Here is a 19,093-nt window from a genome sequence, read left to right on the forward strand (position 1 = left end):
CTTCCCTGTTCCCAGTTATTATCTGCCTTGGCGTCTGGTGCGCCTTCAGCCCCTCTCTTCGATGATCTCCGCGACGCGTTCTGCGCTGCCGGCGGCGTAGGTCCAGCCCAATGCGCCATGCCCGGTCGCCGCGATCACGCCCGGCGCGATGGTCCGGGTGATCGGCAGCGAGTTCGGGGTCATCGGTCGCAGGCCGGCCCAGCTCGACTCTATTTGGTCATAATCGGCAGCCTGAGGCAACGCCGCGCGCGCACTGTCGACCAGCACGCGCAGCCGTGCCGGTTCGACGCGCGTATCGCGCTTGCCCAGCTCGGCGAGGCCGGCGATGCGCATGCGGTTGCCGATGCGCGCGAACACGACGCGGTTGGAGACATCGGTGATGCTGGCGCTGGGCGCGGCGGCGCCGGGCGGCAGGGTGATCGAATAGCCCTTCATCGGCTGAATCGGCAGGCGCACGCCGAGCTGGTGGGCGAGGCGGGTCGAGCCGGTGCCGGCGGCGAGGATGATCCGGTCGGCACCAACGCGCGTGCCGTCGCTGGTGACGAGTGCGGGGCCGGAGCCGTTGGACAGGATGCGGTCGATCCCAGTGCCCATCATCGAGCTGCCACCCGCGCGCAGCAGCGCATCGTGCGCGCTGACGCAGAAGCGGTGGGGGTCGCCGACCTCCTCGTCACGGGTGTGCAGCGCGCCGACGATCGAATCGCGGATCGGGGCGAGCATCGGTTCGGCGGCGACCGCGCCGTCGGGGTCGAGGATCGACTGGCTGACGCCATGCGCGGCCTTGAGCGCGGCCATCTCCTGCGCTGCGGCGAACGAGGCGGCGCTGCGGTAGAGGTGGATCTTGCCCGGTGCGCCATGGCCGAAATCGAGCGCGTGGCGCGCGGCGAGGCCGGCGAGCGCGGCGCGCGACCGGGCGGCGAGGTCGAGGCCGGCGACGGTGTTGTCGCGGAAGCGCGCGGCAGTGCCATTGCGGAGGAACGCAAATGCCCAGGCGATGAAGTCGGGGTCGAGCCGCACATGGAAGCGCAGCGCGCGATCGAGGCCGAGCAGCACGCGCGGGATCTGCGCCAGCGTCGAGGGGCTGGCGAGCGCGTCGGTATAGCCATAGCTGAGCTGCGCGCCATTGGCGAAGGAGGTGCCGAGGCCGGGGCCCTTGGCGGAATCGATCACGGTGACGCGGTGGCCGCGCTCGGTCAGCGTCAGCGCCGTTGCCATGCCGACCACGCCCGCGCCCAGCACGATCACTTCGCGCGGGACGGTCATGCCGCCAGCTCCGGGTTCCGGTCGATCAGAATGCGTCTTCCCCCATCACCGCGACTGGATGGACATTCCAATCGCGCTCCCGAATGCGACATTAAAGTTCACGCCGCCGACGAAAAGCGCGCAATCGCTGTTCAGGGTATAGACTTTGGTTATGGCTTCGCGCGGTTTTCCTCAAGCACCTGCTGGAAGGTGCGCAGGAAGGCGTGGGCGGCGCGGGAGGGCTGGCGCTCCTCGAGCGTGACCCACGAAATGGTGAAGCGCAGCGGCGGATCGGTCGGCAGCCAGGTGAAGCCGGGCGCGCGCCAGGCGCGGGCGGTGAATTCGTCGATCACCGTCACGCCGCGCTCAAGCTGGGCGAGGCGGGCGGCGATGAAGAAGGTCTGCACCGACACGGTTTCGCGAAAGGCGATGCCGCGCGCACGGGCGGCTTCGGTCAGCACCGCGCCGATCGGCCCGGCGGCGGCGACGCCGATGACGTCGCGGTCGGCGAGCTGTTCGAGCGGGAAGCGCTCGCCGGGATCGGGGAACATACCCTCGGGGTACTGCACGACGAGTTCGCCCTCCGCCATCGCCTCGCGCGCCAGTCGGGGATGCGGCGGCGGGGTGTAGGCGATGGCGAGGTCCAGCTCGCGCTCGATCAGCGAGCGCAGCAGGTCGTCATGGTGGTGGGTATGCACCTCGAACGTCACGCGCGGCCAGTCGCGGCGGAACAGCGCCATCGCCTGGGGCACCATGTCGAGCGCGAGGCTGGGAACGATGCCGAGCCGGATATGCCCGCCGCCGGAGTGCGAGAGGTTGCGCGCGGTCAGCTGCAGCGTGCCGAGCCGGTCGAACAGGTCGCCGGCCTCGCGCATTAGCGCATGCGCCTCATCGGTCGGGATCAGGCGGCCGCGCGACAGCTGGAACAGGCGGAAGCCGAGATTATCCTCGGCATGGTGCAGCGTTTTCGAGACCGACGGCTGTGAGACGCCGAGCGCGCGCGCCGCCGCGCTGATCGAGCCGTGCTGGTAGACGGCGTGGACGATTTCGAGCTGGCGCAGGCGCATCAGGCCGGTTCAGACATAATGGGGTTCGGGATTTTCGTACAGCGCCTCGTAATGGACCAGCACCGGTTCGGGGCCGAGCGGCACGGGTCGGCCGTCGCGGAAGGCCCATTCGCCGCGGTCGCAATCGGCCGCGCTGACATAGCCGTTGATGTACAAACGGCGCTGGTGATCGGCGGTGTTGCGGCCCGATCCATGGACCAGATACGGGCTCCACATCGCGATATCGCCGGGCTCCATTTCGAGATCGATGACGGCGGCGGGGTCGATCCCGGCGGCGAGCAGGGCGTCATCGGACATCTCGTTCCCCAGCACTTCGGTCGAGGTGTCGAGCGCGAGCGGGCCGCTACGGTGGCTGTTGGGGATCATCCGCATCGCGCCGCTGGCCCGCGTGTGCGGGTCGATCGCGAGGCCGGTCTGGATGTAGGAGCTACCCAGGTTGCGATAGGCTTCGTCGGGTTTGCGGAAGCGCGAATCCTGATGCCAGGCGAAGTCGCCTTTCGACCCCGGCGCCTTCCAGTGGAGCTGGTTGATGATCTGCTTGAGGTCGCCGCCGATCAGCGGGGAGAGCAGCTCGACCCAGCGCGGATCGAGGCGGACTGCGTTGAGCACCGCGCTGTGGTAGGACGGCCATTGCACCATCGGTACAATCGGGGTGCCATTGTCGTCGGAGCGGACATTGTAGAACAAATTGCCGTGCCGGAAGCTGCGGCCATGGGCGACCCCCTCGGCATGGACGGCATCGACTGCGGCGCCGATCCGCGCGATTTCATCGGGTGAAAAGACGCCGCGAACAATGGCATAGCCGTGCTCGTGATACTGGGCGACATGATCCATGGAAGCCTCCGCGTACGCGTTGTGCGTGCGAGGCTTTCACTGGAGCGGGGTTGCGTCAACCCCGTGACGGTACGGGTCAGCGTGCCGTATCGGTGGCCCGCGCGTCGGGTTCGGTGGCGTTCGCGTCGATCATGTCGGCGGCAGCGTTGAGCTGTGCAGCCTCGTCCGGCGAGACGCCGGTGGTGTCGTCGGTGCGGTTGCACGCGGCGAGCAGGGCGAGTGGCAGCAGGATGATGGCGCGCATGGTTCCCCCCGGAAATGCGCGGGGCCGTCACAGCGACGGCCCCGGCGGAATGTCAGTTGTTGTCGAGTTCGTCTTCGGCGGCGTCGGCGGCGTTGCCGACGCGGTCGGCACCCTCGCCGATTGCGTTGCCGGCGCGGTCGGCGGCGTTTTCGGCGGTGCTGAGCGCGCCGTCGGTCGCGGCCTCGACGTCATCGGCGGCTTCGCTCATCGTCGCATTGGCGTCGGCACCGATCGCCTCGGCGGCTTCGGCGGTTTCGTTCTGCGCCTTGTCGCTGCATGCGGACAGGCCGAGCGCGGCGAACGCGGCGAGCGGGAGAAGTGCCTTTTTCATGGAATTTCCTCTCTGAAACTTCGGGTCGTCCGGAGCAGGACGCCCGAAGTGTGTCTAGGTTCCGTTTCGGGGCAGGGCAATCGGTGGCGAAATAAGGGCCAAAATGCTTGCCTCCGCCGCCCCTTGCGCGTAAATCAGACCCGTAGTCGGCCGCCCGTGGAGGGCGGCCCTTATTGTTTCTGGAGACTTTGACGTGGCTCAGCCGCTCATGCCGCATGCGACCGCTTCCTGGCTGGTCGACAACACCGCGCTCAGCTTCGAGCAGATCGCCGACTTTTGTGGCCTGCATATTCTGGAGGTGCAGGCGATTGCGGACGACACCGCCACGACCAAGCTGACCGGTCGCGATCCGGTCCGCGCGCACGACCTGACGCTCGAGGAAATTGAGAAGGGTCAGGACGACCCCGATTATCGCCTCAAGATGAGCAAGGGCCCCGAGCAGATCCGCCGCACCAAGGGGCCGCGCTACACGCCGGTGTCCAAGCGCGCGGACAAGCCCGATGGCATCGCGTGGATCATCCGCAACCATCCCGAGATCACCGACGGCGCGATCGGCAAGCTGATCGGCACCACCCGCACGACGATCGCGGCGATCCGCGACCGTTCGCACTGGAACATCGGCAACATCGTGCCCAAGGATCCGGTGACTTTGGGTCTGACCAGCCAGCGCGAGCTGGATTCGGCGGTGGCCAAGGCGGCGAAGGCGGCGGGCATCGAGGCGCCGGTCGACACGCGGCTGGAGGGCGACCGTGAGGCGCTGCTCGAGCAGCTGCGCGCCGAGCGTGACGCGGCGTCGCGGGATACGACCCCGGGTGTCGAATATGACCGGGATACGCTGTTCAAGATCTGATCCAGCTGCTTTTTCGTTTTTACGGTATCGCGACGGCGCGTGGACTCGACAAGCGGGTCCCGCGCCGTCACTGTTTGCGGTATGGCTGAGCCTGCCCATTCGCCCGACATCTCGCTGACTCAGGACGAGAGCTTCGTCGCGACCAGTCATCGCGGGCTGACCTATCCGCTGGGCGAGCGCACGCCGGCGGTGGGGGAGGCGATTGCGGTGGCGCCCGGTGTGCATTGGGTGCGCATCCCGATGGCGGGGCCGCTCGATCATATCAATTGCTGGCTGGTCGCCGATGGCGATGCGACGACGATCGTCGACACCGGGCTTAACGTCGAGCCGTCGGTCGATGCCTGGCGTGCGCTGTTCGACGCGCAGCCGCTGGCGACGCGGCCGCCGGGGCGGGTGATCTGCACGCATTTTCATCCCGACCATATCGGCCTGGCCGGATGGCTGGGGCGCAAGTTCGATGCGCGCATTTGGATGACGCGGGGCGAGTGGCTGACGGGGCGGCTGCTGACCGCCGATGTGCGCGACGCGGTGCCGGATGAGCAGATCGCGTTCTGGCGCGCGGCCGGGTGGGACGACGAACAGGTCGCGGCGGCGAGCGCCAAGGGCTTTGGCCAGTTTCGCCGCATGGTTGCGCCGATGCCGCTCGGCTATCGCCGGATCGTCGATGGCGAGGACATTGCGATCGGCGACGCGACCTGGCGGGTGGTGGTCGGGTCGGGGCATTGCCCGGAACATGCGTGTCTGTGGAACGCGCGCGACGGCGTGCTGATCGCGGGGGATCAGGTGCTGCCGCGGATCAGCTCCAATGTTTCGCTCGGCGTGAGCGAGCCGGAGGCCGATCCGCTGGGCGAGTGGCTGGCGTCGATCGACAAGTTGCTGGAACTGCCCGACGATTTGCTAGTGCTGCCTGCGCATGGCGCGCCGTTCACCGGGCTGCATGTCCGGCTGGAGGCGCTGCGCGACGAGCATCGCCTGCGGCTGGATATCCTTGCCGAGCATCTGGTCGAGCCGCGCCGCGCGGTCGATTGTTTCGGGCGGATGTTTCGGCGGACGATCACCGGCGACATGCTGGGGCTCGCGACCGGAGAGACGCTGGCGCATCTGCGCCGGCTGGAGGTCGAAGGACGCGCGGTGCGTGAGGTGCGCGACGGCGTCTGGTGGTATCGGATGAAGGGTTAGGTTAGCGTCCGCTCGCCGGGAAGCGAATCTGGAGAGCGATGCGATGTGCGATGATCTGACCAACGCCGATAATGAGTTGATGGCCAAGCCGCTGTCGCGGCGCGATTTCGGCGCGGCGGCGGGTGCCGCGGGGCTGATGGCGTTGTTGCCGACGCCTGCCAATGCGCTGGGCATCCAGTCGTCGGACGTGACGTTCAAGACCCCGGACGGGACCGCCGACGCCTATTATGCCGCGCCGAACAAGGGCAAGCACCCGGCGGTGCTGGTGTGGCCCGACGTGATGGGCCTGCGCCCCGCATTCCGCCAGATGGGCGAGCGGCTGGCGCAATCGGGCTTTGCGGTGCTGACGATCAATCCGTTCTACCGGTCGGTGAAGGGGCGGTTCCTGCAGCCGGGCGAAAGCTATGCGACGCCGAGCGTGCGCGAGAAGATCGGGCCGTGGCGCGCGCTGTTGACCCCGGATGCGGTGGTGCGCGACGCGACCGCTTATGTCGCCTGGCTCGACAAGCAGCGGGCGGTGGACAAGAAGCGCGGGGTCGGCACCACGGGCTACTGCATGGGCGGGCCGTTCACGATGCGCACCGCCGCCGCGCTGCCCGATCGGGTCAAGGCGGGCGGGTCGTTCCATGGCGGCGGGCTTGCCACGGACAAGCCGGACAGCCCGCACCTGCTGGTCCCGCAGATGAAGGCTCGGTTCCTGTTCGCGGTCGCGGAGAATGACGACAAGCGCAATCCGAGCGAGAAGGAACTGGTGCGCGCGGCCTATGCCAGTGCCGGGCTGGCCGCCGAGGTCGAGGTGTATCCCGCGAACCATGGATGGTGCCCGCCCGATAGCCAGGTCTATGACCAGGTGCAGGCGGAGAAGGCGTGGGCGCGGTTGCTCGAGACGTTCAAGGGGCTTTGAGTTGGTAGCACATTAAGTGATCCTCCCCCGCAAGGGGGAGGTGTCGCCGTATGACGACGGAGGGGGAGGGCGGCTATGCCCTTGAGCCTCTTGCCGTCGTGCTTCCTCCCCCTACGTCACGCTGCGCGTGCCACCTCCCCCCTGGCGGGGGAGGATTACTTAGCGCTTGACCCGGCTGGTCAATTCGTTCCTATTTCGTTCTCAATCGACTCGGAGGGAAGACGATGGCGATCACGCTTTATACCAACCCCATGTCGCGCGGACGGATCGCGCGCTGGATGCTCGAGGAAGTCGGCGCCGAGCATGACACGGTGGTGATCGACTATGGCCCGCGGTCGCCGGAGTTTCTGGCCGTGAACCCGATGGGGAAGGTGCCGGCGATTGACCATGATGGCGTGGTGGTGACCGAATGCGCCGCGATCTGTGCGTATCTGGCCGATGCGTTTCCCGATGCCGGGCTGGCGCCGCCGATTGGCGCGCGCGGGGCCTATTATCGCTGGCTGTTCTTTGCCGCCGGGCCGCTGGAGCAGGCGGTGACGAGCCGGTCGATGGGCTGGGACGTGGGCGCCGATCCGCAGAAGCAGGGGATGCTTGGGTTCGGCGATTACGACCGCACGATCGACACGCTGGAGGCGGCGGTGACGGCGGCGGGCGAGGGCTGGCTGGCGGCGGACCACTTCACTGCGGCGGACCTGTATGTCGGCGCGCATCTGACCTGGGGCACGCAGTTCGGGACGATCCCCAAGCGCGACGTGTTCGTGAACTTCGTCGCGCGGGTGCAGGCGCGCGAGGCGGCGCAGCGGGCGAGTGCGAAGGATGATGCGCTGATGGCGGTGCCGGCGGACGGGTAATTCTGTTCCCCTCCCTGAAAGGGAGGGGTCAGGGGTGGGTTTGCGTTGGGCGAGGCTCGATGCCTCGCCCAATGCCTTGTAGCGACAGGCAAAGCTCTTTGGAGCGCGCAGACGCGCGCACCCACCCCCGACCCCTCCCTTTCAGGGAGGGGGGTACGTCACCCCACCACGCGCGATCCCAGCCGGGCGGCGAGATATTCGAGGTTGGCGACGCGGCGCCAGACGGCGCTGTCGGTGATCGCTTGCGGATTGAAGAAGGCGCGCATCGCCGGGAAATCGAGGTCGATCACGCGCGCCATGTAATCCGGGCTGAGCGCACCGCCATGTTCGTCGCCCATCGGGCCGAGGCGGCGGCGCAGCGCGTAGCTGTGGCGGCGCAGCCAGACCGGGCGGATGCGGGTCAGCCATTCGGTGCGGCGATGCGCGAGATTGGGCGGACCGGTGAAGTCATGGCCATAGGCTGAGGGCTGGGCGGCGAGCACCGGGTCGATCGCGTTCAACAACGCCGCCTCGAACCGCCCGGCGTATTTGAGCGGCATCGGCAGCGTCATCGCTTCGGCCACGACGCGGTGGTCGAGGAAGGGCATGAGGTACGGGCTGAACCGCGCCTCGAGACTGATTTCGCGGCCGAACAAGGCACGGCAGCGGATGCGCGGGTAGATCTGCTCGACGCGGTTCCGCGCGAGCTTGCCGGTCGCGTCGGGCGGGGCGAGCGATGCGGCGATCTTGCCCGCGATGGCGTCGATGAAGCTGTGGGGATCGAAGCGCTCGGTCGCGTCGGCCGGGGTGAAGCGCGCGAAGAAGGTCTGCGCGATGTCGTGCGCGGTGAAGTGGCGGTCGGGGAGGTAGAAGAAGTTGCGGTAGATCTCGCCGCACCCGCCAGACACGGCGAGCGCCCCATCGGCGTGGCGGGCAAGCTGGGCCGCGCCGTTGGTGCCGTTGTCGAAGATGTTCCCGAAGGTCGGAAGGCCGTCATATTGGCGGTAGTTGCGGTCGACCAGTTCGGCAAAACCATCGGGCGGAACGACGCCATCCTCCTTGTCGAGCCATTCGATCGGGAAGCCGAGTTCGGCGCCGATCTGCTGGGCGATGACGACATCCTCGTCGCCCGGCACGCCATAGACGTAGACGTGCGGGTCGCAGCCGCGGTCGCGCAATGCGGCGAGGACGAGGCGCGAGTCGAGCCCGCCTGACAACGGCGCGCGGACATTGCCGCCGAGCGCATCGACATGCGCGCCGACGATGCCGAGCAGCCGTTCACGGTGGCGGGCAATGCGATCGGGCAAGGAATCGGCGCTCGGCGCGGCGGGGAGCGGCTTGGCGATGCTGGGGCGGACGGTGCCGGTCGCGGTCAGCTCGACCACCGATAGCGGCGAGAGCGTCTTCACCTGCTCGAACACCGTGTCGTCGCCGACCGGCATCACGTTGAAGACGAGTTCGTACACGCCCTGCGCGTCGAAGCTGAGCCGGGGGAGCGCGCGGGCGGCGGCGAGGAAGGTGGTGGCGAAGACGCGGTCGCTGGTGTCGTGGAACAGCTGGAAGGCGGAGAAATAGTCGCCGAACAGGAAGCTGCGCCCTCCGCGCCGGACCAGCGCGACGAACTGGCCGCCGAGCCGGTCCCAGTCGAGCGCGAGCGGGTCCATCGCGAGCAGGGCGGCGAGCGCGGGTTCGCCCATCTTGCCGTCTGCGACCAGCGTCCCGGCGACCGCGACGAGATCGTCACCGCGCTGAAACAGCGACGGCGGCCCGGCGATGATGTGGCCGGCGTGGAGCAGGATCCAGCCGGGGAACGACGTTTCGACAGGTGCGGGAAAGCCTTGTTCCGAGAGCACCGCGCGCGCCTCGGCCAGCGCGCTATCAGCGAAGCGCGGGTCATCGTTCCGGACAAGAAACAGGCTGGCCATGGTCGCGTCCTAACCGATCATGCCGCCGCGGGCGCGGGTGAAACGCGCGGCTTGCCCATCGGGCGGATGCCTTCCTCCGCACGCTTGCGCGCGAGATAGGTGTCGAGGCCGATCTGCGCGCCGACCAGCATGTAGACGAACGGGTTGAGCGCAATGCCGACGAACAGCGACCCGAACAGATAGACGATGTGCCCGTGCTGAAGCGCGGTGGCGAGCGGGGCGATCCACGCCTTGTCGGGCGGCACGCTGCGGTAGCGGCGGCGCAGCACCTCCATGCGCAGGATGCCGCCCAAATGGATCATCAGCCACAGGATGAAGCCGGGCCAGCCCTGTTCGCCGAGCATTTCGAAAAAGGCCGAGTGATAGGCGCGCGACTTGTCGATTTCGGGCGTGCGCACCACGGTGCGGCTGGCACCTTCGCCGATGATCTCGACCTTGTCGTATTTGATCTCGTTCTGGCGATAGGCTTCGAACCCGCCGCCCATCGGGTGGGTCTTCACATACTCCCAGGTCCATTTCCACACCTCGATTCGGGTCGAGGCGCTGGCGTCGGCCTGATAGCTTGAGATCGTCCCCATCCGCTCGGTAAAGCTGGCGGGGAGGAACGGGATCGAGGCGACGGCGAGGAAGCCCGCACCGGCGACATAGAGGATGCGCCGCTTGACGTCGCGCAGCATCAGCACGGCGAGCAGGCCCGCGCAGACCAGGCCGGTGCGCGCCTGAGTTCCGATCGGCATCAGTAGGCAGGCGAAGATGAGCGCGTAGCCGAACGTCTTTACGCGCCAGTCGGGCGGGAAGATCGTGCCATATTTGGTGAACCACAGGATCAGCGGGATCAGGCAGATCGCGACGGCAGAGATGATGCTGCCTTCGAACAGGCCGGAGTTGTTGTCGACGATCAGCTTGAGCTGGCCGTAGCCGCCACCGCCCAACGCCGTCTTGACCCCGCCCGCGATGATGATCGTCGCGACCGAGAGCAGCATGAACAGCAGCAGCGCCTCGATCCGCAAGCGCGTGCGCAGTGTGAGGGGCAAGAAGATCGCGAAGGCCAACGCCTTCCACACCCAGTCCCATTTATATGCGGCATCGATCGGGAAATCGGCGTTAATCGTGGTGTAATAGCACCAGCCGAGCAATGCGAGCATCAGCCCCTGACGCGGGGCGACGCGCATGTCGCGCTTGTCGTCCATCGCCGCCCAGGACAGCACCGCGAACGCCACTGCCATCGCCGAAATCGGGAAGGCGTTGAGCAGGAAATAGCTCATCCGCTGGGGCGAGACGATGTCGATATAGACATAGGCGAGCACGAACAGGAACGGCCGGCGCAGGCCGAGCGCGAAGATGGCTCCCAAGAACGCGATGAAGGCGAGATCACGCACCGGGGCGTTTCCAGCCGCGCTTGGGTGGCGGTGGCTTGCCATCGAGGCTGTCGTCATCGACCGCCGGGCTGTTCACCAGACGCCAGGCGACGACGAGCAACAGCCCGTGGGTTAGCGCGAGAACCAGCGTGTCGATCATCGTGATGCGGGGATAGCCGCTTCCGGTTGACGGGGCGTTAAGTGATCGCGTGGCAGAGGGACGGCATGCGGATCCTGCACGTCCTCGACCATTCGCTGCCGTTGCACAGCGGCTACACCTTTCGCACGCGCGCGATTTTGAAGGCGCAGATGGAGCGTGGCTGGACCGTCGCGGGGGTTACCGGACCGCGCTACCATACCGGCGATTCGCCGTTTGAGACGCTCGACGGAATCGACTTTCACCGGACGAAGCAGATGCGCCGCCTGCCGCCGGTCGTCGGCGAACTGGCCGAGATCGCAGCGTTTGCGCGGCGGATTGGCGATGTGGTCGAGCGGTTTCGGCCCGATATCCTCCACGCGCATTCGCCGGTGATCGACCCGCTGGCGGCGATGCGCGCGACGAAGCGCTACGGCTTGCCGTTGCTCTATGAAATCCGCGCCTTCTGGGAGGATGCGGCGGTCGGCAATGGGACCGGGACCGAGGGGTCGGCGAAATATCGCGCGATCCGGGGATTGGAGACGTGGGCGGCGCGGCGCGTGGATGGCGTGGCGGTGATTTGCGAGGGGCTGAAGCGCGACCTGATCGCGCGCGGGATCGATGCGGGCAAGATCATGGTGTCGCCCAATGGCGTGGACCTGCATCTGTTCGGCGATCCGGTGCCGCGCGATGAAGTGCTGGCGGCGCAGCTGGGGCTGGATGGGGCCGACACGATCGGGTTCATCGGCAGTTTCTACGATTATGAGGGGCTGGACGATCTGATCGCGGCGATGCCGGCGTTGCTGGCGCAGCGGCCCCAGGCGCGGCTGGTAATGGTCGGCGGCGGACCGATGGAGCAGGCGTTGCGCGCGCAGGCGGCGGCGTCGAGCGCGGCGCATGCGATCCATTTCGTCGGGCGCGTGCCGCATGAGCAGGTCGAGCGTTATTATTCGCTGATCGACCTGCTGGTGTACCCCCGCAAGCATATGCGGCTGACCGATCTGGTGACGCCATTGAAGCCGATCGAGGCGATGGCGCAGCATCGGCTGGTCGCGGCGTCGGATGTCGGCGGGCATCGCGAGCTGATCCGGCATGGCGATACGGGCACGTTGTTCCCGCCCGACGACCCTGCGGCGCTTGCCCGTTCGGTCGCGGGGGTATTTGCGGATCGCTCCGGCTGGGATGCGCAGCGGGTGCGCGCGCGGCGATGGGTTGAAGCCGAGCGTAACTGGTCGTCAAACATTTCACGCTACGAACCTGTTTACCAAAGTCTTATTGCTACCCGCACACGGGAATCCAAATGGTTGCGCACGCCCTCGTTCAACGTCTGACCCCCAATGTGGCGCTCGCGCTCGCCGGCGGTGTGGGCGCGTGCGCAATGCTGGCGAGCCTGGTGCTGCCGGGCGCGCTGCTCGAGAATCTGGTGCTTTCCAGTGGGATCGCGGCGTTCGTGCCTGCGGCCGAGCCGCCGCTGGGCACCACTGCGCGGCTGTGCATCGGGTTGTTCGTGGGCGGGCTGATCGCGCTGATCGCGTGGATGGGACTGTCGGCGCTGGTGGCCTGGGTCGATTCGCGCGCAGTGGGCGAGGGGCCGGAGGGCGAGCGTCGCCCGACCGTGCGCCGCGCCGATGCGCATCCTGACGCGCGCCCGCGCGTCCCGCTGCGTGCCAGTGACCTGGAGGTGCCGGTCTATGGCCCCGTGCCTGCTGTAGAGCCTGAGCCTGATTTGGCGGAGGACGAGCTGAGCGTGACGGATATTCTCGACCTTGCCGGCACCGCATTGCCCGACGAGCCGGTGATCGCGATGGGGGCGCCGTCGGAGGGGCGACCACTGAGCGCGCCGTTGCCCGAGGTGCAGGATTTGCCGGTCGATCTGAGCCAGCCGCTGGCGGCGTTCGATCCTTCGGCAATTCCGGAGGTGCCGATGGCGCCGCCGCCGCCGGTGCGCCCGCTGCGCCGCCGCGCGCCGCGTGCGCCGATCTATGATTCGGGCGAGCGGTTCGAGACGTTCGAGCTGACCCCGGCGGTGCGTTCGGCGCCTGCGCTCGACCGCCATCCCGCGCCCGAAGCCGCGCCTGCCGCGCCCGCCATCGCAGCACCGCAGACCGAGGCGAGCGTGCATGCGCTGCTCGACCGGCTGGAGCGGGGGCTGTCGAAATTCGGTCCTGCGGCACCCCAGCCGGAGCCCGAACCGGAGCGCAGTCTGGAAGATACGCTGGCCGAGCTGCGCCGAATGGCGATGCGGGCGTAATCTGGTCTCCCCTCCCTGAAAGGGAGGGGCTGGGGGTGGGTGCGCACGTCTGTGCGCTCCGAAGACCCCATCAACCGATCGGCAGGAAGCGAGGGCCGAGGCATCGAGCCTCGCCCCTCGCTACACCCACCCCTGACCCCTCCCTTTCAGGGAGGGGAAGTCGCATCACCGATCCTCCACCGTCAGTACGCCGATCCGCACTTCGATGCGGTCGCCGACGCGGGTGCGCGATTCGACGGTCAGTTCGGCGACGAGGTGGCGGCGGAGCGTGAAGTCGGCTTCGGGCAGGTCGGCGATCCAGTTGTCGAGTGCTGGGGAAGGGGCGGCGGTGAGCAGCAGGTCGTGGCGCGCGCCAACAAAGGTCGCGCTGGCCCAGCGGGTCCAGGCCGCCGAGACGATCGACAGGTCGATCTGCGCCACGGCGGCGTGACGCAGCAGGGCACGTTCGAGCAGCGTGCCGGCATCGGGGCCGCGGCTCATCGTGCGTTTCCCTGACCCGGAGCCGCGGGCGCGCGGGAGAGCTGCGCCTCGATCCGCGCGCATAGCTCCGGCCCCGGCGCGCGGCCGTTGCGCAAGTCATCGACCAGCCGGGGGTCATTGACCGCCAACCGCCCGAATTTGGTGCGCGGCATGTCGTACCGCCGCAAATATCGCTCAATCTTTCCCAGAATCGCCATCGCCCTTCCTCGACTCGCGGGGCCGTTCCCCGACTCATGTGTTCCTTAGATGTTCTCATTCCCAACTTGTCTAGGAAAAATCCTGCGGCTATGGATGCGATCATGGAGTCAGAGGATCAGCGGCGCGCATTGGCGCAGGCGGCGGAGGCGCGGGGGGAGTCGCTGGCGGCGCTGTCGCGGCTGCTCGGGCGCAATGCGGCGTATCTGCAGCAGTTCGTGACGCGGGGGAGCCCGCGGGTGCTGGCGGAAGGGGATCGGCGGCGGCTGGCGCGCTATCTGGGGGTGGCGGATGCGGCGCTGGGCGGGCCGGCGGTCGAAGGGCTGGTGGCGGTGGCGCGGGTGGATGCCGGCGCGGCGGCCGGGCGCGGGCGGGTGGTGGAGAGCGAGCGGGCGAGCCCGTTGTTGCTCGACCCGGCGCTGTTACGGCGGCTGGGGGTGCGCGCCGACATGGCCTCGACCATCCGCGTCGAGGGGGCGTCGATGGAGCCGACGCTGTGCGACGGGGACGAGATATTGGTCGATGGCGCGCGGCGGATGCCGGGGCCGCGCGCAGCGATCCATGTCTTCCGCCGCGACGGCATGCTTGCGGTCAAACGGCTGAGGCTATTGGGCGGCGAGGTCGAGCTGATCAGTGACAACCCGGATTACGGGCGCGCGATCGTGCCCGTGCGCGCGATCGACGTGGTCGGGCGCGTGGTGTGGATGCACCGCGCGCTGCTGTGAGCGCTAACGACTCCCGCGCACCCGGTCGATCAGCGCGACGATTATGAGCAGCGCGATACCGATGGCCATGCCGGCGAGGAAGCCGATCGAGGGTTGGCCCTGACGCACGCCGACAATGGTGCCGACGACCAGTGAGAGGGCGAGGAGGGCGCCGCCGGCGATCGGCGCGGGCTTTGAGGAACGGCTCATCCCCGCGCCATGCCACGTCCCGCGTCGGGACGCCACTGTCCCGTCACGGCACGCGCGACACGGGGCAAAGGTCTATGGTTTCCAGCAATTTACCCACGCAAGCCGCAGGGACGCGGGGATCGCGCGAAGCTGGCACGCGCGGTGCGTGTGTGCGCGTGTCTTTGCAAGGATATCCGATGTCGCCCATCCCCTATCTCGCCGACCGTGCCCATGTCTTTGACGCGGCGGACCTGATCCGTGCGTTCGGCGACGATGCGGGACTGGAAGCGGCGGCGCGGGCGGACAAGTTCCGGGACCTGGGCAACCACATCAATTTCTGCCGCTGGCGTCAGATCGAGCGGTTGATCGTATTGATGAGCGTGAACCGCGCCGTCGGGACCGTCCACTAATCGACGCAACCCCCTCGCCCTCGTCGCGTTAAGCGCGCATGGGGGCCTTATGACATTGCCGCAGATCCTGTCCGTCGCCGTGCTGATCGGCATGATGGGCATGTTTCTCTGGGGAAAGCTGCGCTACGACATGGTCGCGGTGCTGGCGCTGCTGGCGGCAATAGCTGCTGGCATCGTGGCGCCCGCGGACGCGTTTTCGGGCTTTTCCGATGACATCGTGATCATCGTCGGCTCGGCACTGGTCCTGTCGGGCGCGGTGCAGCGGTCGGGGGTGATCGAACAGCTGATGCGCCTGTTGCAGAAGCGGGTGACCCGGGTCAGTTCGCAACTGTTGCTGCTGTCAGCCAGCGTCGGCCTCGGCTCTGCGCTGGTCAAGAATATCGGCGCGCTGGCGATGATGATGCCGGCCGCGTTCCAGATGGCGAAGAAATCGAAAAGCTCGCCCAGTGTGTTCCTGATGCCGATGGCGTTCGCGTCGCTACTGGGTGGCCTGATCACGCTGATCGGCACATCGCCCAACATCATCGTCAGCCGGGTGCGGCAGGAGATGACCGGCGAGCCGTTCGGGATGTTCGATTACGCCCCGGTCGGGATCGGCCTGACGCTGGTGGGCCTCGTCTTCCTGCGCTTTGGCTATCGCCTGCTGCCCGCCGACCGCCGCGCCGCTCCGACGATGGGCGAGGCGCTCGACGTGCATGACTATGCGACCGAGGCGAAGATCGTCGAGCAGTCCACCCCCAATGGCGAGCGGGTGGCGGATTTCATCGAGCGGCACGAATATGAAGTCGCGATCACCATGTTCCTGCGCGATGGCGTGCGCGCGACGCCACTTGCGGACACGGTGCTGAACGAGGGCGATATCCTGATCCTGGGCGGTACGCCGGACAGCCTGGAGCGGGTGATCGCGCGCGACAAGCTCGACTTTGTCGGGACGAGCGAGGCGCCGGAGAATCCGGAGGGCGAAGAAATCGGGGTGATCGAGGCGGTGGTGTCCGCCCATTCGCCGCTGGTCGGGGGCACTGCGGGGTCGCTGATGCTGCGCCAGCGCTATGGCATCAATCTGATCGCGGTGTCGCGGCAGGGAGAGCGGATCGTGCGGCGCATGCCCAATGTCGTGTTCCGCGCGGGTGATGTGGTGGTGCTGCAGGGGCCGCTGGGCATCCTGCCCCAGACGCTGACCGAATTGGGCGCGCTGCCGCTGGCCGAGCGTGAGTTTCGGTTGGGCAGCGTGCGCAAGGGGCTGTTGCCGATCGCGGTGCTGGCGGTGGCGATGGCGGCGACCGCGACCGGCGCGGTGCCGGTGACGATCGCGTTCTTTGCGGCGGCTGCGGCGGTCGTGCTGCTCGGCGCGCTGCCCGTGCGCGACGCCTATGACCATATCGAATGGCCGATCCTGATCATGCTGGGTGCGCTGATCCCGGTCAGCGACACGCTGCGCAGTACCGGCGTGACCGAGCTGATCGGACAATGGCTGTCGGCGACGGCGGCGGGGCTGCCGCCCTGGGGCGCGGTGGCGCTGATCATGGCGGCGGCGATGGCGGTGACGCCGTTCCTGAACAATGCCGCGACGGTGCTGGTGATGGCACCGATCGCCGCGACGTTCGCGGGCGACCTGGGGCTGCGGCCCGAGGCGTTCCTGATGGCGACGGCGGTGGGTGCGGGGTGCGATTTCCTCACGCCAATCGGGCACCAGTGCAACACGCTGGTGATGGGGCCGGGCGGGTATCGGTTCAGCGACTATGCGCGACTGGGTGCGCCGTTGTCGCTGATCGTGCTGATCGTCGGGCCGCCGCTGATCCTGTGGTTCTGGCCGGTTGCGTGAAGGCCGGGCGGTTCCTAGCTTTGATGTTCAGCTTGCGCTGAACCGGCACCGGCCCGCTCCCCCACCCGGCCACCCATTTCAGAATATCCTGCCGATGGGTGGCCGGGTGGGGGAGCGGGCCGGTGCCGAACCCGAACAAAAGGAGAGATCATGCGAACCGCCGAAGCCGTTGCCGGAATGCTGTGCCCTGTGTGCAAGACCGGCCTCCACATGAGCGACCGGCAGGGGATCGAGATCGATTACTGCCCGCAATGCCGGGGCATCTGGCTGGATCGTGGCGAGCTCGACAAGATCATCGAGCGCAGTGGCGTGGGCGAGGCGCCGATGGCACCGCAGGCGCCGCAACCCCCGATGCCCCCGCAGCCGCCGATGCCCCCGCAGGGCAGCCCGTGGCCACAGCAGGGCGGCGGTTATCCGCAGCAGCAGCCGGGCTATGGCGGCGGTTACGGCCATCAGGGCCACGACCCGCGTTACTATAAGCAGAAGCGCAAGAAGAGCTTTCTGGAAGAGCTGTTCGACTGATCAATTCCTCCCCCAGCTCGCTGGGGGAGGGGGACCGCTCGCGCAGCGAGGGGTGGAGGGGCGGCCGCGCAGACGGCCGTGAACATCTCGGCAAAACTCCGCCCTCTGCGAGGGCGGCCCCTCCGTCAGCGCTTCGCGCTGCCACCTCCCCTGAGCATGCTCAGGGGAGGAATTAGGTCATGCCAGCGCGCCGACCAGCGCCTTTACTTCCATGAACTCCGCCAGCCCGTATTTGCCATGCTCGCGGCCATTGCCGCTCTGCTTGTAGCCGCCGAACGGCAGGTCGGGGTTGGGCTGGCCGCCGTTGATATAGACCATGCCGGCGCGCAGGCGCGGGGCGACGCGCTTGACCGCTTCGGGGCTGCCGAACACCACCGCTGACAGGCCGTAATCGGTGTCGTTGGCGATGCGGACGGCGTCTTCCTCGCTGTCATAGGGGATGATCGTGACGACCGGGCCGAAGATCTCTTCGCGCGCGATCGTCATGTCGTTGCGCACGCCGGAAAACAGCGTCGGCTTGACGAAATAGCCGGTGTCGATGCCGTCGGGCCGGCCCGGGCCGCCGGTTTCGAGCGTCGCGCCTTCTTCCATCCCCTTGCGGATCAGGCCCTGGATCTTCTCCCACTGCGCCTTGTTGACGACCGGGCCGAGATGGCGGCCTTCCTGCGCGGGGTCGCCGCAGCTGGTGGCCTTCATCATCTCCGCAGCGGCGGCGGCGGCTTCCTTTTCCAGCGCGGCGGGGACGAGCAGACGGGCGGGCGCGATGCAGCTCTGGCCGGAGTTCATCAATACGCTGAACAGCGTGCCCTTGACCGCTGCGCCGACATCCGCGCCCTCCAGCATCAGCGAGGGCGACTTGCCGCCCAGTTCCTGATGGACGCGCTTGACCGTGTCGGCTGCGTTCTTGGCGACCGCGATGCCGGCGCGGGTCGATCCGGTGAAGCTCACCATGTCGACGCCCTTGTGCTGCGACAGCGCGGTGCCGACGCCGGGGCCGTCGCCGTTGACGAGGTTGAACACGCCCGCAGGCACGCCCGCAGCGTCCATCACCTCGGCAAAGATCACGGCGCAGCCGGGCGCTTCCTCGCTGGGCTTGAGGATCATCGTACAGCCGGCGGCGAGCGCGGGGGCGACCTTGGACACGATCTGGTTGAGCGGCCAGTTCCACGGAGTGATCATCGCGACGACGCCGATCGGTTCGTGGACGACAAGGCTGTTGCCGACCGTTTCCTCGAACTCGAACTCCTTAAGCGCGCGGGCTGCGGACATCAGGTGGCCGATGCCCGAGCCGACCTGTGCGGTCTTGGCGAGGCTGAGCGGCGCGCCCATCTCAGCGCTGATCGCGTGTGCCATGTCGTCCATGCGCTTCTGATATTCGGCGATGATGCGCTCGATCAGAGCGAGGCGTTCCTCGACGCTGGTACGCGAGAAGGTCTCGAACGCGGTGCGCGCTGCGGCGACAGCCTTGTCGACATCGGCCTGAGACCCCAAAGTGATTTCGGTGGTGGAAGATTCGGTAGCAGGATCAATAACTTGATGGCGGGTGCCGCCTTCGCTTTCGATCCATCGGCCGCCGATATAGTGCTTCAAATAGCTGCGCATTCCGCTCTCCGAAAAATT

22 protein-coding genes are annotated in these 19,093 nt (G+C 67.6%); 10 read left to right on the forward strand and 12 right to left on the reverse strand.

The window, feature by feature from the left end:
* Positions 1 to 45: 45 nt before the first annotated feature.
* The 5 genes from VGN66_RS07690 to VGN66_RS07710 all read right to left on the reverse strand — a co-directional run bounded on the left by VGN66_RS07690 (position 46) and on the right by VGN66_RS07710 (position 3,718).
* Entirely contained in the window at positions 46 to 1,263 is a 1,218-nt protein-coding gene (locus VGN66_RS07690; RefSeq protein ID WP_327518259.1) for an FAD-dependent oxidoreductase, read from the reverse strand.
* Between the two features lie 149 nt (positions 1,264 to 1,412).
* On the reverse strand, positions 1,413 to 2,309 hold the full coding sequence (locus tag VGN66_RS07695; protein ID WP_327518260.1) for a LysR family transcriptional regulator: 897 nt from the start codon (positions 2,307 to 2,309) through the stop codon (positions 1,413 to 1,415).
* A 9-nt stretch (positions 2,310 to 2,318) separates the two neighbouring features.
* Positions 2,319 to 3,143: a phytanoyl-CoA dioxygenase family protein gene (locus VGN66_RS07700; protein WP_327518261.1), complete on the reverse strand. Its 825-nt coding sequence runs from the start codon at positions 3,141 to 3,143 to the stop codon at positions 2,319 to 2,321.
* A 76-nt stretch (positions 3,144 to 3,219) separates the two neighbouring features.
* Positions 3,220 to 3,387 (reverse strand): hypothetical protein, encoded by a 168-nt coding sequence (locus tag VGN66_RS07705; protein WP_327518262.1) that lies wholly within the window; start codon positions 3,385 to 3,387, stop codon positions 3,220 to 3,222.
* Between the two features lie 52 nt (positions 3,388 to 3,439).
* On the reverse strand, positions 3,440 to 3,718 hold the full coding sequence (locus VGN66_RS07710; protein ID WP_327518263.1) for a hypothetical protein: 279 nt from the start codon (positions 3,716 to 3,718) through the stop codon (positions 3,440 to 3,442).
* A 193-nt stretch (positions 3,719 to 3,911) separates the two neighbouring features.
* Here VGN66_RS07710 and VGN66_RS07715 point away from each other — a divergent pair, with 193 nt between their 5' ends.
* The 4 genes from VGN66_RS07715 (at position 3,912) to VGN66_RS07730 (ending at position 7,502) form a co-directional block, all read left to right on the forward strand.
* Positions 3,912 to 4,568 carry a DUF1013 domain-containing protein gene (locus VGN66_RS07715; RefSeq protein ID WP_327518264.1) on the forward strand — a complete coding sequence of 219 codons (657 nt, stop codon included), beginning with the start codon at positions 3,912 to 3,914 and terminating at the stop codon, positions 4,566 to 4,568.
* 81 nt (positions 4,569 to 4,649) lie between these two features.
* A complete protein-coding gene (locus VGN66_RS07720; RefSeq protein WP_327518265.1) occupies positions 4,650 to 5,747 on the forward strand; it encodes an MBL fold metallo-hydrolase in 1,098 nt (365 codons plus the stop codon).
* 43 nt (positions 5,748 to 5,790) lie between these two features.
* A complete protein-coding gene (locus tag VGN66_RS07725) occupies positions 5,791 to 6,651 on the forward strand; it encodes a dienelactone hydrolase family protein (protein ID WP_327518266.1) in 861 nt (286 codons plus the stop codon).
* A 224-nt stretch (positions 6,652 to 6,875) separates the two neighbouring features.
* A complete protein-coding gene (locus tag VGN66_RS07730) occupies positions 6,876 to 7,502 on the forward strand; it encodes a glutathione S-transferase (protein ID WP_327518267.1) in 627 nt (208 codons plus the stop codon).
* Positions 7,503 to 7,660: 158 nt separating this feature from the next.
* On the opposite strand, the gene VGN66_RS07735 is transcribed toward VGN66_RS07730, so the two are convergent.
* The 3 genes from VGN66_RS07735 to VGN66_RS07745 are packed head-to-tail and all read right to left on the reverse strand — an operon-like array spanning position 7,661 to position 10,924.
* Positions 7,661 to 9,406, reverse strand: coding sequence for an asparagine synthase C-terminal domain-containing protein (locus tag VGN66_RS07735; RefSeq protein ID WP_327518268.1), 1,746 nt, complete (start codon positions 9,404 to 9,406; stop codon positions 7,661 to 7,663).
* A gap of 17 nt (positions 9,407 to 9,423) precedes the next feature.
* Complete coding sequence (locus VGN66_RS07740) at positions 9,424 to 10,785, reverse strand: DUF5935 domain-containing protein (protein ID WP_327518269.1); 1,362 nt, start codon at positions 10,783 to 10,785, stop codon at positions 9,424 to 9,426.
* Positions 10,778 to 10,924: a hypothetical protein gene (locus VGN66_RS07745; RefSeq protein WP_156442820.1), complete on the reverse strand. Its 147-nt coding sequence runs from the start codon at positions 10,922 to 10,924 to the stop codon at positions 10,778 to 10,780. The genes VGN66_RS07740 and VGN66_RS07745 overlap by 8 nt, the downstream gene beginning before the upstream one ends.
* Before the next feature lie 65 nt (positions 10,925 to 10,989).
* On the opposite strand from VGN66_RS07745, the gene VGN66_RS07750 reads away from it, so the two are divergent.
* A complete protein-coding gene (locus tag VGN66_RS07750; RefSeq protein ID WP_327518270.1) occupies positions 10,990 to 12,231 on the forward strand; it encodes a TIGR04063 family PEP-CTERM/XrtA system glycosyltransferase in 1,242 nt (413 codons plus the stop codon).
* A gap of 8 nt (positions 12,232 to 12,239) precedes the next feature.
* A complete protein-coding gene (locus VGN66_RS07755) occupies positions 12,240 to 13,151 on the forward strand; it encodes a hypothetical protein (protein ID WP_327518271.1) in 912 nt (303 codons plus the stop codon).
* A gap of 165 nt (positions 13,152 to 13,316) precedes the next feature.
* Here VGN66_RS07755 and VGN66_RS07760 read toward each other — a convergent pair whose 3' ends face one another.
* Together VGN66_RS07760 and VGN66_RS07765 are read right to left on the reverse strand one after the other, a co-directional pair.
* Positions 13,317 to 13,631, reverse strand: coding sequence for a hypothetical protein (locus tag VGN66_RS07760; protein WP_327518272.1), 315 nt, complete (start codon positions 13,629 to 13,631; stop codon positions 13,317 to 13,319).
* Entirely contained in the window at positions 13,628 to 13,828 is a 201-nt protein-coding gene (locus tag VGN66_RS07765; RefSeq protein ID WP_327518273.1) for a hypothetical protein, read from the reverse strand. Before VGN66_RS07765 ends, VGN66_RS07760 begins: the two co-directional genes overlap by 4 nt.
* A 102-nt stretch (positions 13,829 to 13,930) precedes the next feature.
* Here VGN66_RS07765 and VGN66_RS07770 point away from each other — a divergent pair, with 102 nt between their 5' ends.
* The gene (locus VGN66_RS07770) at positions 13,931 to 14,551 is read left to right on the forward strand and encodes a S24 family peptidase (RefSeq protein ID WP_327518274.1); all 621 of its coding nucleotides are present in this window, start codon (positions 13,931 to 13,933) and stop codon (positions 14,549 to 14,551) included.
* Positions 14,552 to 14,554: 3 nt separating this feature from the next.
* On the opposite strand, the gene VGN66_RS07775 is transcribed toward VGN66_RS07770, so the two are convergent.
* On the reverse strand, positions 14,555 to 14,740 hold the full coding sequence (locus tag VGN66_RS07775; RefSeq protein ID WP_327518275.1) for a hypothetical protein: 186 nt from the start codon (positions 14,738 to 14,740) through the stop codon (positions 14,555 to 14,557).
* Positions 14,741 to 14,916: 176 nt separating this feature from the next.
* Here VGN66_RS07775 and VGN66_RS07780 point away from each other — a divergent pair, with 176 nt between their 5' ends.
* The 3 genes from VGN66_RS07780 (at position 14,917) to VGN66_RS07790 (ending at position 17,473) form a co-directional block, all read left to right on the forward strand.
* The gene (locus VGN66_RS07780; protein ID WP_224923392.1) at positions 14,917 to 15,129 is read left to right on the forward strand and encodes a hypothetical protein; all 213 of its coding nucleotides are present in this window, start codon (positions 14,917 to 14,919) and stop codon (positions 15,127 to 15,129) included.
* A gap of 49 nt (positions 15,130 to 15,178) precedes the next feature.
* Complete coding sequence (locus VGN66_RS07785; RefSeq protein ID WP_327518276.1) at positions 15,179 to 16,951, forward strand: SLC13 family permease; 1,773 nt, start codon at positions 15,179 to 15,181, stop codon at positions 16,949 to 16,951.
* A gap of 150 nt (positions 16,952 to 17,101) precedes the next feature.
* On the forward strand, positions 17,102 to 17,473 hold the full coding sequence (locus tag VGN66_RS07790; RefSeq protein ID WP_327518277.1) for a zf-TFIIB domain-containing protein: 372 nt from the start codon (positions 17,102 to 17,104) through the stop codon (positions 17,471 to 17,473).
* Positions 17,474 to 17,650: 177 nt separating this feature from the next.
* Here the strand turns inward: VGN66_RS07790 and VGN66_RS07795 are convergent, their stop codons facing one another.
* The gene (locus VGN66_RS07795; protein ID WP_327518278.1) at positions 17,651 to 19,075 is read right to left on the reverse strand and encodes an aldehyde dehydrogenase family protein; all 1,425 of its coding nucleotides are present in this window, start codon (positions 19,073 to 19,075) and stop codon (positions 17,651 to 17,653) included.
* Positions 19,076 to 19,093 lie beyond the last annotated feature (18 nt).

The organism is Sphingomonas sp. (assembly GCF_035998645.1).
Classification (GTDB): domain Bacteria; phylum Pseudomonadota; class Alphaproteobacteria; order Sphingomonadales; family Sphingomonadaceae; genus Sphingomonas.